This window comes from Streptomyces prunicolor NBRC 13075 (assembly GCF_000367365.1).
GTDB lineage: Bacteria > Actinomycetota > Actinomycetes > Streptomycetales > Streptomycetaceae > Streptomyces > Streptomyces prunicolor.
Genome location: NZ_BARF01000046.1, coordinates 1 through 12,095, shown reverse-complemented (window position 1 = coordinate 12,095; position 12,095 = coordinate 1). Strand labels below are relative to the sequence as shown.

The 12,095-nt window shown below is 69.6% G+C and carries 8 protein-coding genes; 3 read left to right on the top strand and 5 right to left on the bottom strand.

What is annotated here, in order from left to right; translation table 11 throughout:
* Window positions 1-35: 35 nt before the first annotated feature.
* Window positions 36-845 (bottom strand): GH12 family glycosyl hydrolase domain-containing protein, encoded by an 810-nt coding sequence (locus SPR02S_RS20070; RefSeq protein ID WP_019058780.1) that lies wholly within the window; start codon window positions 843-845, stop codon window positions 36-38.
* A gap of 278 nt (window positions 846-1,123) precedes the next feature.
* Here SPR02S_RS20070 and SPR02S_RS20065 point away from each other — a divergent pair, with 278 nt between their 5' ends.
* The 3 genes from SPR02S_RS20065 (at window position 1,124) to SPR02S_RS56000 (ending at window position 4,807) form a co-directional block, all read left to right on the top strand.
* Window positions 1,124-2,137 (top strand): LacI family DNA-binding transcriptional regulator, encoded by a 1,014-nt coding sequence (locus SPR02S_RS20065; protein ID WP_019058779.1) that lies wholly within the window; start codon window positions 1,124-1,126, stop codon window positions 2,135-2,137.
* Between the two features lie 111 nt (window positions 2,138-2,248).
* Complete coding sequence (locus SPR02S_RS20060) at window positions 2,249-4,312, top strand: glycoside hydrolase family 31 protein (RefSeq protein ID WP_019058778.1); 2,064 nt, start codon at window positions 2,249-2,251, stop codon at window positions 4,310-4,312.
* Window positions 4,313-4,420: 108 nt separating this feature from the next.
* Window positions 4,421-4,807, top strand: a complete 387-nt coding sequence (locus tag SPR02S_RS56000) for a hypothetical protein (protein WP_019058777.1) — start codon at window positions 4,421-4,423, stop codon at window positions 4,805-4,807.
* Window positions 4,808-4,833: 26 nt separating this feature from the next.
* On the opposite strand, the gene SPR02S_RS20050 is transcribed toward SPR02S_RS56000, so the two are convergent.
* From SPR02S_RS20050 to SPR02S_RS20035, 4 genes are read right to left on the bottom strand one after another with little or no spacing between them, the layout of a single operon-like run.
* The gene (locus SPR02S_RS20050; RefSeq protein ID WP_019058776.1) at window positions 4,834-5,547 is read right to left on the bottom strand and encodes a glycoside hydrolase family 12 protein; all 714 of its coding nucleotides are present in this window, start codon (window positions 5,545-5,547) and stop codon (window positions 4,834-4,836) included.
* A 36-nt stretch (window positions 5,548-5,583) separates the two neighbouring features.
* Entirely contained in the window at window positions 5,584-7,857 is a 2,274-nt protein-coding gene (locus tag SPR02S_RS20045) for a glycosyl hydrolase family 95 catalytic domain-containing protein (RefSeq protein ID WP_019058775.1), read from the bottom strand.
* On the bottom strand, window positions 7,854-9,824 hold the full coding sequence (locus SPR02S_RS20040; RefSeq protein ID WP_019058774.1) for a beta-galactosidase: 1,971 nt from the start codon (window positions 9,822-9,824) through the stop codon (window positions 7,854-7,856). The genes SPR02S_RS20045 and SPR02S_RS20040 overlap by 4 nt, the downstream gene beginning before the upstream one ends.
* Complete coding sequence (locus tag SPR02S_RS20035; protein ID WP_019058773.1) at window positions 9,824-12,046, bottom strand: exo-alpha-sialidase; 2,223 nt, start codon at window positions 12,044-12,046, stop codon at window positions 9,824-9,826. Before SPR02S_RS20035 ends, SPR02S_RS20040 begins: the two co-directional genes overlap by 1 nt.
* Window positions 12,047-12,095: the final 49 nt, after the last annotated feature.

The following is a 12,095-nucleotide window of genomic DNA, read 5'->3' as shown; positions in this document are numbered from 1 at the left end:
ATCCACCGCGAAGCAGCCACCCTTCGCGCGTCCGTTCAGCCGATGTCGACGGAGTACGCCTTCGTGTCAAGCCGCCCCGAGCCCTTGAAGATCTCGGTGCCGGACTCGATGCCGGAGAGGTACTTGTCGTTGCTCAGCAGTTTGCGCCGGACGAGTGCCTGGGTGAAGTCGTCGATGTTCAGGGTCGCCTTGGTGGTGTTGGCGGTGCGGACGAAGGAGTACACGTTCCAGCCGATGTCGCCCTGGTAGATGTCCCACATCGCGCCGTCGAGGCTGACGCTGCCGTACTTGGTGCCGAGCGGGCCCGCGCCGCCCTGCCGGTCGAGCCAGATCATGATCTCGTCGGTGGGCTGGTCCGCCCAGTCGGCGGTGTTCTTGGAGTGCAGCCACAGGTCGTACGCCACGTCGAGCGTGCCCGGGTTGCTGCTGAGCGAGAAGTCCCAGGTCGCCTTCACCGGCTTGCGGTCGCCGACGCGGATCGGCAGCCCGGTGGTCGCCTTGTCGACCTTCCAGCCCCAGTGCCAGCCGAGGACGGTACTGGCGAACGTCTTCACGTCCCCGTCGGTGCCCTTGCTGTTGTTGGCCCAACTGAAGGACGTGCCCCACGAAATCGTGGACCCCGACTGGGAGTTGTCCCACACGCACTGGCTGCCGGTGGCCTTGTCCCGGCCCCACTGGTTGTTGTTGACGTAGTACTTGCCGAGGGTGACCGTGTCGTCGGCCGTGCACTTCTTGCTCGACTCACCCGCCTGGGCGACGGTGACACCGGCGAGCGCCGTGAGGGCCACCGCGGTGGCGACCAGCGCCTTCCGCTTCTTCGACAGGCGTGGTCTGCGGTGTTGCATCGGGGGTCCTTCCGAGGGACGGTTCGTCTACGACCCGTCAGCGGCCGTTACGACCTCTCAGTGGCCGCCGACCCGCCCCGAGGTTGCCTCCCCGGCGCGGAGAATCCCGCCGGGCGCGGATTTCCCGAGCAGTCGAGCCCGGTGTCCGGAGAAAGTGTCGAAGCGCTTCGACAACCTATGGACACCCCACACCGCCTGAAGCTAATGTCGAACCACCCTCACCCGCCCTTGTCAGCAACGCGCACTGTCGAAGCGCTTCACAAAGCTTGGAGAGCTGGATGGTCACCCTCGCCGAGGTCGCCCAGCACGCCGGAGTCTCGGCGAGCACGGTGAGCTATGTCCTCAGCGGCAAGCGGTCCATCTCCGGAGCCACCCGGCAGCGGGTCGAGCAGAGCATCCGCGAGCTGGGCTACCACCCGAACGCGGGCGCCCGCGCCCTGGCCAGCAGCCGGTCGAACATCATCGCGCTGATGGTGCCGCTGCGCACCGACATGTACGTGCCGGTGATGATGGAGATCGCCATCGCCGTGGCGACCACCGCCCGCCTGCACGGCTACGACGTGCTGCTGCTCACCGGCGAGGAGGGTCCCGACGCGGTGCGCCGGGTCACCGGCAGCGGACTCGCCGACGCGATGATCCTGATGGACGTCGAACTCGCCGACGAGCGGCTGCCGTTGCTGCGCGGCACCGACCAACCCTCCGTGCTCATCGGCCTCCCCGCCGACACCACCGGACTGACCTGCGTGGACCTCGACTTCGGGGCGACCGGCGCACTGTGCGTCGAGCACCTCGCCAAGCTCGGCCACCAGGACATCGCCGTCATCGGCGAGGCACCCGGCGTCTACGAACGGCACACCGGCTTCGCCGAACGCACCCTCGACGGACTCCGTTCCCGGGCAAGGGAGTTGGGCCTGCGGGTGCTGCACCGGCCGTGCGAGGGCGGGTACGACGCGATGACGATGACACTGGCCCGGATCTTCGACGAGCGCCCCGGCACCACGGGCTTCGTCGTGCAGAACGAGTCGGCGGTCGAACCGCTGCTCGCGCTGCTGCGCCAGCAGGGCCGTGCCGTGCCGGAGGACGTGTCGGTGGTCGCGGTCTGCCCCGACCAGGTCGCCACCCAGGCCTCGGTGCGGCTGACGTCCGTCGCCATCCCCGCGCAGGAGATGGGCCGTTACGCCGTGGAGCACCTGGTGGCCAAGCTGGATGGCCGCGGCAGCGACGAAGTCGTGCTGATCGCACCGGAGTTGACGGTGCGGGCGAGTACGGGACCGGCACCCGCAGTTTCCTGACCCCTTTTCCGACCTCAGAGCTCCACCCCTGTGCCGCCGCCAGGGCACCGCCATGTCCGCAACTCCTCTGTCCGCAACTCCTCTGTCTGCTCTTCTCACAGGAGCCCTCTCGTGAATCAGCCTGCCGAAAACCAGACCATTCAGGGCGCGGGTGCGGTCAGCCTCGCGCAGTCGTCGCCCACCGTCGGCACCTTCCGTGAGCGGGACGGCGCGCTGGAGTGGAGTGGCCGTCAGGAGACCCTGCGGATCGAGCCGTGGGGGCCTGACGCGGTCCGGGTCAGGGCCCGGCTCGGCGGTCCGCTGCTCGACGGGCTGCCGGGCGCGCTCCTCGACGAGGCACCGGCCACCGAGGCCAGCGTCAAGATCGAGGACGGTCAAGGGACGCTGACCGTGGGCAAGTTGACCGTCCACGTCGACGCCGAGGGGCTGGTCCGCTTCCTGCGCACCGACGACTCCACCGAACTCCTCGCGGAGGCCCGCGCCCACTTCTGGTGGCCCGGCTCGCGGCTCTACACGGCGGTCGGCAACGGCCACCACCGCCTGGAGCAGCGCTTCGCCGCGTACGAGGACGAGAAGCTGTACGGCCTCGGCCAGCACCAGCACGGCAAGTTGGACCAGAAGGGCCTGGTCCTCGATCTGGTGCAGCGCAACGCCGAGGTCGGCATCCCGGTGCTGGTCTCCAGCCGCGGCTACACCCTGCTGTGGAACAACCCGGCGATCGGCCGCGTGGAGCTGGCCGGCAACGGCACGCGCTGGGTGGCCGATTCGGCCCGGCAGCTCGACTACTGGATCACCGCGGGCGACCCGGCCGACGGCCAGCGCCGCTACAGCGCGGTGACGGGCCGTACGCCGATGCTGCCCAAGTGGGCGGCGGGCTTCTGGCAGTGCAAGCTGCGCTACCGCACCCAGGCCGAACTCCTCGCCGTGGCACGGGAGTACAAGCGCCGCGAGCTCCCCCTCTCGGCGATCGTCTGCGACTTCTTCCACTGGACGCACCTCGGCGACTGGAAGTTCGACCCGGCCGAGTGGCCCGACCCGGCGGCCATGGTCCGCGAACTGGACGAGATGGGCGTGAAGTTGGTGGTGAGCGTCTGGCCCTCCGTCTCACCCCTCAGCGAGAACCACTCGGTGCTGGAACAGCGCGGCTACCTCATCGGCACCCAGTACGGCCCGATGGCACACGCCGACTGGCCGGACAAGGGAGTCGCGTCCACGGTCCAGGTGGCCTTCTACGACGCCACGAACCCCGAGGCACGCGACTTCCTGTGGTCGAAGATCCGCGACAACTACCTTGTCCCGTACGGCATCACGGCCTTCTGGCTGGACGCGTGCGAGCCCGAACTGAAGCCGGGCTTCCCGGAGAACCTGCGCTACTGGGCGGGCCCGGGCCTGGAGGTCGGCAACATCTACCCGGCCGAGAACTCCCGTGCGTTCGCGGAGGGGTTGCGCGCCGAAGGCTTCGATGACGACGAGGTCATCACCCTCAACCGCTCGGCGTGGGCGGGCAGTCAGCGGCACGGCGCCGCGCTCTGGTCGGGTGACATAGGCACCGACTTCCCGACCCTGCGCCGCCAGATCGCCGCGGGCCTCAACACCGCGCTGTCCGGCATCCCTTGGTGGAACACGGACATCGGCGGTTTCCACGGCGGCGACCCGGACGACCCGGCGTACCAGGAAGTCATGGTCCGCTGGTTTCAGTTCGGCGCGCTGTCCCCGCTGATGCGCCTGCACGGCTTCCGCGACCCGGGCATGCCGCTCGGCCCCGACATGACCGGCGGCCCCAACGAGGTCTGGTCGTACGGCGATCGGGCCCTGCCGATCCTGGAGAAGTACCTACGACTGCGCGAGCGCCTGAAGCCGTACGTCCTGGACGTGATGCGCGCCGCGCACGAGGAGGGGCTGCCGGTGATGCGCCCGCTGTTCCTCGAATTCCCCGCGGACCCGGCGACCTGGTCGGTCGACGACGCGTATCTCTTCGGCCCGGACCTGCTGGTCGCGCCGGTGCTGACGGCGGGCGCCACGGTCCGTACGGCGTATCTCCCGGCGGGCGCGTGGTGGACGGACGCGTGGACGGGCGAGACGTACGAGGGTGGAACGGCGGTCACGGTCGACGCGCCGCTGGACCGGATCCCGCTGTTCCTGCGGGACGAGGCGGAGCTGCCGGTGACGGAGTAGAGGTCAGGGCGCCCGATCGGGGCGGGCGCCCGAGCCGTGACGCTTCCGTTGCGCGGAACTGTGGGCTCCGTCACAGCCGTATCGATCTTGTTCTGCTGGACTCCTCCGATGGTGTTACGCAAGCTCGCCTTTGCTGCGGGCCTCGCCGCGTTCGCCCTGTATCTCTGGGGTCTGCTCTACGTCCTGGGCGCGATCCTCCAGGCCGAGGACGGCGGCGCGGACTCCTCGCCGATGCTCCCCTGCCGTACGACCAACGGGGAGGAAGGCGGGCCGGTGGACCCCAGAGCCGCCCATGTCGTGGACTATTCCGTGGGTTTCGCCCCGCTCAGGTTCGACTGCGAGATGACGGGCGGGGGCAGCTACGTCGCCAACACCGTTCCCGGGTACGTCAATCCGGCGGTGTTCGGCCTTGTGCTGGCCTCACTCGGCTGCTGGGTCGCCGCGCTCGTCGTGGCACCGCCCGGCCCTCGCGGAGCACGAGGACCGGGCGGCTGAGCGAAGTACCGGACTGCTGGGGAAGGTCAACTACTGCTGACACTCTCGCTGTTGGTGGTGAAGTCGAGTCCGCCGGACGAGGACGTGATCTCGAAGCCGAACTGCAGGTCCCCGATGGTCACGTTGCCGAACCAGCCCTTGGTGTCCTTGATCCACTTGAGGATCGGCAGGACGTTGACCGTGCCGGAGCTGGAGTTCGAGGTGCGCACAAACGAGAACACGTCGTTGGCGCCGTTGTTGCCCTTGTAGACGGTCCAGGTGTGACCGCCCAGGGTGAGGGTGCCCTGCGAGGTGCCGAGCGGGCCGACGGCTCCGGTCTTGTTCATCCAGAGCATGATCTCGTAGTCGTAGTTGGTGTCCCAGATGTCGTACGACGTGTTGTACGCGCCGGACGACGGCACCGTGACGTTGTAGCTGCTGGTGAGCGAACCCAGCGAGGTGATCGACTTGTTGATCACCTTCTTGGCGTTGGGGTAGGACTTGATGCCGCCGGTGTTGGGGTGGTTGGCGTTGACGCCCCAGTTGGTACCGGAGTTGGCCCAGATGCACTGGCTGCCGGCGCCGGAGCCCCAGATGTTGTTGTAGAGCGTGTAGCCGTTCAGGGTCGTGTTGCCGTACTGGGCGCACGAGCTCCAGACCGCGGCGGAGGCGGGGGCCGACGCGAGTGCGACGGTGGCGCCGAGCGCGAGTGCGGGGGCGAGAACGGCCGTAAGTACGCGGCCCAGCTTGCGTGTTGCCATGGTGTCCCTTCCATGGGTGGGGGGAACTGCGAGTGGCTACCGCGCCCCCAGGGTGAGGACGCGGTCTTCTCCGGCCACGAGGTCGAGCGGCTCCGTGCCGGAGGAAGTCCGGAGTTCGACGCGGTGAGTACGGGACGGCCGGATCAGCGCTGTGGCGGAATGGGGCGCCCAGCTCAGATCGACCTCCGCCCCGAACCTCGTGCGTACGCCGGTGAGTTGACCGTGCGGATACGCCGCCGGGAGTGCGGGCAGCAGGACCAGTCGGTCCGGGGTGGACTGCACGAGCGCCTCGACGAGCAGCGCCGGCAGGGTGTGTGCGGCGTCCGCGTTGTAGACGTCACGGTTCGGGTAGTGCGCGCTCATGAGCGAGGCGTGGAAGAAATCGCCGCCGAGGACCTGGCCGAGCGCGTGCGCGACGCGTTCACCGTCCCGGAGCCGGGCGGCGACGAGTGCGTGATGGAGGTACCCGTGCGCGGATTCGTTCTCGGCGCCCCGGAGTTGGAGAGCGCGGTGCGCGGCGGCGGCGAGCCGCGGGGTGTCGTACGGGTTGATCTCGTCGAGCGGCCAGACACCGTAGAGGTGACTGAGATGCCGGTGGTCGTAGGTGTCGTCGAGGCCGGGCCAGGCCCATTCGGCAAGCGCGCCTTGGGAGTTGACCCGGTGCGGCGGAAGCCGGTCGGCGAGGGCGAGCCAGCGGGCCGCGTCGGGAGTACCCGGGTGATAAGCGGCGGCGGTGTGGAGCGCGTGCCGAGCGGCGGAGAGGTCCATCGCCGCGTTGATCGCGCCCCAACTGGCGTTGGCGTTCGCGGGACGGTTCTCGGGCGAGTAGGAGGGGACGACGACCAGGTTGCCTTCGGGGTCACTGCGGCTGAGGAAGTCCTCGTAGAACAGGGCGACTTCGGCTAGCGCGGCGCCGGTACGCGGGTCGCGCACACCGCGCGTCTCGTCGTGGTCGACGAGCGGCTTGAGCAGCCAGTCGGCACCGGCGGTCCAGAGGTGCAGCGGGTACTCACGGCTGAAGTGGTACGACAGCCCGGACTCGCCGTCGGTGTGCGCGGGCGCGACGACACCCCGGGCACCGAAAACAGCACGGGCGTTCTCCCTCCAGTCGCCGAGCTGACGATGAATCAGGGAGGCCAGGGCGTCGGTGACTTCGGGGAGGGCGGCGCTCGCGGCGGAGGCGGTCTGGAGGTTGAGGTTCGCGTCGTTGGTGAACGCCCCCGACCAGGCCGTGTTCCAGTCGCCGGTCCACAGTCCGGTGAGCCGGGGCGGGAACAGCCCGCTGGAGGAGAGCAGGTGATACCGGCCGGCGGCGAAGAGCCGTTCGAGGAGGGCGGGGCTGTGGGGCCGCTTCAGCAACTCGCTCCCGGGAAGCGCACGTTCGGCGTCGGCGGCGTGGAGGTCGAGGGTGACGCGGGCGTAGGCGGTGCGATGGAGGGCGAGGTGCCGATCGAGGAGGGCGTCGTAGAACCGCTGCCGGTCGGCGAACAACTCCCTTAGAGCCCGGGTCTCTTCTACGACGTCCAGCTCGCCGGTGTGGCGTCGGACTCGGGTGAGGAGCAGGACTTCGTCGGCCCCGGCGATCCGAACTCCCGTCGAGGTGAGCCGTGTTGTGCCGCCGGTAACCACGGCGAGGGTGACTCCGGTGTACGCGCGATCACTGTCGGGATAGCGGACGCGGAGGGTGAGAACGGCGCCGCCGGAGGTGAGGAGCGTGCCGTGGCCGACCCCCAACCCTGCTGGCGCACCCGGGAGTTGGTAGTCCTGGGCGAGGTCGAGGGTGAGGTCGGGAGCGGTGATGTGCTGGACGATCACGTCGTCGGCGCGGGAGACGAAGACGCGGCTGCGCCAGTCGTCACAGCGGGCGGTGACCTCGCCGGTGGTGAAGTCGACGGTACGGCGGTAGTCGCGCCCGGCCGTGCCGGACGGCCTGCGCAGCCGTAGCTGGAAGGCCGGGTGGAACGGCTGCACCCACTGAAGTGGGCGGTCGTCCGTGAACGCCTCGGCGGCGGTGAGGTCACCTGCGAGCAACCTGGCCTGGAGCGCAGGGAGTTCGGCGGCGAGGTGTGGAGGGCGGGCGTGTTCGGCGCCGTTCGGGCGGACCAGGGTGTGGTGGGTGACGATGACACGGTCGTCGTTCGGATCACCGAACACGAGGGCGCCGTGGTGGCCGTTGCCGCTGAGGTAGGCGTCCTCCCAGCGGGTGGCGGGGAGGGGTTCCCAGGTGGCGTGCGTGGGACCGGGTGGCGAGGGGTCGGCGGGTGTGGGGCCCGGTGGCGGGAGGTCGGCGGGTACGGGTTCGCCGGTCATGGTCGCAGCACCGCCACGCCGTAGCGGCCGAGGGTGAGCTCGCCCTCGACGGTCTCGTCGGTGAGCAAGTCGCGGTGGGCGTCCGGGAGTTCGACGGTGACCGGTTCGCGGCCGTGGTTGAGGAGAAACAGCACCTCTCCGCGCCGTACGGCCTCGACGCCCAGCGGGGCCCCGGCGAGCACCGGACGGACGCCCGCGCCGTCGGCGACACGGGCGAGCAGGGCGCGCAGCGCGTGCGGTTCCGGAAGCGTCGAGACATACCAGGACCTGCCCCTGCGCAGAACGGCGGGCAGACCGTCCAACTCCCCGCCCTTGTACGGGATTACCTCGTCGACGTTGTCGTCCTCAGGTTCGATCTCCTCCGACCAGAGCGTGCCGCGGAAACCCTCGCACTCGGCGGTCTCCCCAGCGTCCAGCGGCCACCACTCGTGCAGGGTGCGGATGGCGAACAGCTCGCGGAGACGGGCATCCATGCCGCCGGACCGGACCCGGTCGTCCTCGTCGGCGATGCCGGCGAGAAAGCCGGAGACGAGGGTGCCGCCGGCGCGGACGTAAGCGAGAAGGTTGTCGATCGCGGTGTCCGTGAGGAGGTAGAGCTGCGGGACGACCACCAACTTGTAAGCGGACAGGTCGTGTTCGGGATGGGCGAAGTCGGTGGCGAGGTGGGACTCCCAGAGGGCGCGGTGCCAGGCGCGGAGGACTTCCGGGTATTCGACCTCGGTGGAGAGACGGCCGTCCTGCGCGCCCGCCCACCAGGCATTCCAGTCATGCAGGATCGCAATGTCGGAGGTGATGTGACTACCTGTCACTTCCTCACCTATGCGGGCGAGTTCGGCGCCGAGCTGCTTGACCTCCTGGAAGGTGCGGCCGCGCTCCCCCGCGTGGCTGAGCATCCCGGAATGGAACTTCTCGGCGCCCTGCCGGGATTGACGCCACTGGAAGTAGCAGACGGCGTCGGCGCCCCGGGCCACCGCCTGGAGGGACCAGAGGCGGTTGAGGCCGCGCGGCTTGGGGTGGTTCACGCCGCGCCAGTTGACCGGTCCGGCGGCCTGCTCCATGAGCATCCAGGGACCGTGCGCCTGCGAACGGGTCAAGTCCTGGACGAGCGCGGCACTTTGGGCGCCGAGGGGATCACGCGGGTCGGGATACAGATCAACCGAGACGACGTCCTCCTCCTCGGACCAGCGCCAGCCGTCCTGCCCCACCCACAGCGGCATGAAGTTGGTGGTGACCGGGATGTGCGGGGTGTACCGGCGGACGATGTCGCGCTCGGCGGTGTAGCACTCCAGGAGCATGTCGGAGGTGAAGCGCTTGAAGTCGAGCACGTGGGTGGGGTTGTTGAGGTAGTGGGCGTGACGCGGGGGCAGGACGCCGTCCCAGGTGTCGTAGCCCTGGCTCCAAAAGGCGGTGCCCCAGGCCGAGTTGAGCGCGTCGAGCGTGCCGTACTTCGCGCGCAGCCAGCGGCGGAAGGCGACGGCGGCCTCGTCGCCGTAGTCGAAGGTGCAGTACTCGTTGTTGATGTGCCACATCGTGAGGGCGGGGTGGTCGGCGTAACGGGCGGCCAGGGCCTCGGTGATGGCGGCGGCGTGGTGGCGGTAGACGGCGCTGGAGTGGGAGAAGTGCTGCCGTCCGCCCCACCATTCGATGCGGCCGTCGGCATCGCGGGGCAGGGTCTCCGGGTGGAGGCGCCCCAGCCACGGCGGCGGGGAGGAAGTGGGCGTGGCGAGGACGACGCCGATCCCATTGCCGTGCATCAGATCCATCAACCGGTCGAGCCAGCCGAACTCCCTTTCCCCCGGCTCGGGTTCGAGCCTGGCCCAGGAGAAGACGCCGAGGGTGACGGAGTTGACGCCGGCGTCCCTCATCAGCCGGGCGTCCTCGGTCCAGGTCTCCTCGGGCCACTGCTCGGGGTTGTAGTCACCGCCGAAGAGGATGCGCCCGCGGGTGGTGTCACTGAGCTGCGGCATCAGATCTGCTCCCCGTACTGGATGCCCCGCCCGTTGGTGGCGAGGTACACGCGCCCGTGAACGCGCGGGTCACCGACGATGGCCTGACCGACCCAACCCCACTGATGCCGGTCGTCGTTGATGCGCACCCAGGTCTGCGCCTCGTCGTCGGAGCGGTAGACGGCGGTGACGGTCTCGGTCGAGCCGACCTGATAGATCGCGGGGTAGTCGGCGCCGGGGGCGGATCTGCCGAAGCCGAGGGTGTACGAGGCCCAGCAGCTGGCGATTTTGCTGAAACTCACGCCGCCGTCGAGGGACCGGTAGAGCCCGTTCCACTTGACGCTGAGCCACAGGTCACCGGACCGTCCCGGCGCCGCGACCAGCTGGAACTGGCTGTCCCCGGCGGGCAGCCCACTCGCACGCGCAGTGAACGAGAGGCCACTGTCAGTGCTGGCGTATAGCGTTCCTGTGTCGGTGTCGTACGAGTAGAAGAGCGTCGGGTCGGCCGGGTCGGCGACCGGCGTGGCGCCCTTCGGGAAGGAGGAGATCTCGGACCAGGTCGCGCCGTTGTCCGCCGAGCGATGGGCTGCGTACTTCGTGCCGTCCCAGTGCACGAAGGACCACAGCAGCGTACTGCCGTCGGCGCTGGTGGCGATCGGCCCCGGTGCGTCGTGGGCGAGGGAGGGCTGGGCAGCGAAGGGCGCCCAGGTCCGGCCGCCGTCGCCCGAGTGTGCACCGTTGCCGTTGTCGCCCCAGCCCGTGCGGACGACGTAGGCCGGCCTGCCCGCGGCCTGCGCGATTCCCGTCGCCGACCCGAACACGGGGTTCGTCGCCATGCCGCGCGACGGAGACGCCGTGAGCCGCTCGTGGTACATCACGCCGATGTCCCGCGAGGCGCTGATCAGGTGTGCCTCCCCGACCGGGGGCGAGATCAGCTGGATCACGGACGTCTCCTCCAGGCCACGGATCCGCGGTGCCCAGTGGGTGAGGTCACGGGTGCCGTAGAGGGTGGCACCGGTGCCGTAGACGACGTGCTTCGAGTCGTACGGGTCGACGGCGACGGCCTGGATCCACCAGCCGAACTTCGGCTGTTCAGCACCCCACTTGAGGAAAGGAGTCTCGGGCACGTCGAACACAGCAGCGTCCTTGAGGGACGTCCAGGTACGGCCGCCGTCGGTGGTCCGGTACAGGGTGTCGACGGCCGCCCAGCGGTTGTTGGTGGAGACGACGACGGTGCCGGCGCGACGGGCGTCGACGGCGACCCCGCCGTAGCCGAAGCTGTCGACGGACCCGTCGGCCGTGGTCCCGCCCGGTACGACCGGCGTAACGTCCGTCCAAGTCCCGCTCGCGACGGCCAACTTGTGCACACTGCCGGTGGACTGACCGTTGGGCCCGGGGGCGTCGGCGTACGTCACGTACAGCTCGCGGGCACGTGCGTCGTACGCGGCGCGAATCGGGACCTTGGCGGAGGTGCCGGTGGGCTGGGCGGGGACGGGGGTCCAGGACGTGCCGTCGGTGGTGCGGTAGAGATTGACGGCGGCAGCGCTCCCGTCGCCGTCACCCCACCCGGCGTAGACGGCACGGCCGACGGCGAGGAGAAAGGTGACGCCTTGGCCGGAGGCGTTGGCGGTCGCCGGGAACCCGGTCACGGCTGCCCAAGTGGCGCCGCGATCGGTCGACTTGAGCAACCCGTCGTGCCGGGTGCCGAGCCAGAGCACGTCACTGTCACGCGGGTCCACGAGCAACCGCTCCCCCGCACCACGCCCGTCCTCGTTGCCACCGAGCTTCACGGTGAGGTCGGTACGGGTCCAGGTCGCGCCCCGGTCCTCGGAACGGAGTACGGCACCGTTGCCGGCCCAGGACTGGGCGTAGCTGCCGACGGCGAGGTACAGCCGGTCAGGGTGCGCGGGGTCGACGGCGAGCGCCTCCACACCGAGCAAGTTCCAGTCGTCCCAGCCGAGTTGATCGGTGAGGGGGGTCCAGCGGGCGGTCCGGTCGTCCCAGCGGTAGGCACCGCCGATGTCGGTACGGGCGTAGGCGAGGCCGCGGACGGAGGGGTGGAAGAGGACGCCGGTGACGAATCCGGTGCCGCCGATGACGGCGTTGCGCCAGCGGTAGGAGGGGGTGGTGGTGTCAACTTCCGCTGCTTGCGCCCTCGTTGTGATGAGCGGCACGCTGGTGAGAGCGGCGACGGCTACGGTACCCGCGAGAACGGCACGCCGGTTGATTTCGGACGCGCGCATGACATACCTCGCTCTACTAAGAAGCGGCCAGGGAGTTTTTAAGGGGCGC

What these genes read in the sequence shown, in the direction of transcription:
- SPR02S_RS20070 (WP_019058780.1), bottom strand. Translation starts at nt 845, where the DNA reads ATGCAACACCGCAGACCACGCCTGTCGAAGAAGCGGAAGGCGCTGGTC.
- SPR02S_RS20065 (WP_019058779.1), top strand. Translation starts at nt 1,124, where the DNA reads ATGGTCACCCTCGCCGAGGTCGCCCAGCACGCCGGAGTCTCGGCGAGC.
- SPR02S_RS56000 (WP_019058777.1), top strand. Translation starts at nt 4,421, where the DNA reads ATGGTGTTACGCAAGCTCGCCTTTGCTGCGGGCCTCGCCGCGTTCGCC.
- SPR02S_RS20050 (WP_019058776.1), bottom strand. Translation starts at nt 5,547, where the DNA reads ATGGCAACACGCAAGCTGGGCCGCGTACTTACGGCCGTTCTCGCCCCC.
- SPR02S_RS20045 (WP_019058775.1), bottom strand. Translation starts at nt 7,857, where the DNA reads ATGACCGGCGAACCCGTACCCGCCGACCTCCCGCCACCGGGCCCCACA.
- SPR02S_RS20040 (WP_019058774.1), bottom strand. Translation starts at nt 9,824, where the DNA reads ATGCCGCAGCTCAGTGACACCACCCGCGGGCGCATCCTCTTCGGCGGT.
- SPR02S_RS20035 (WP_019058773.1), bottom strand. Translation starts at nt 12,046, where the DNA reads ATGCGCGCGTCCGAAATCAACCGGCGTGCCGTTCTCGCGGGTACCGTA.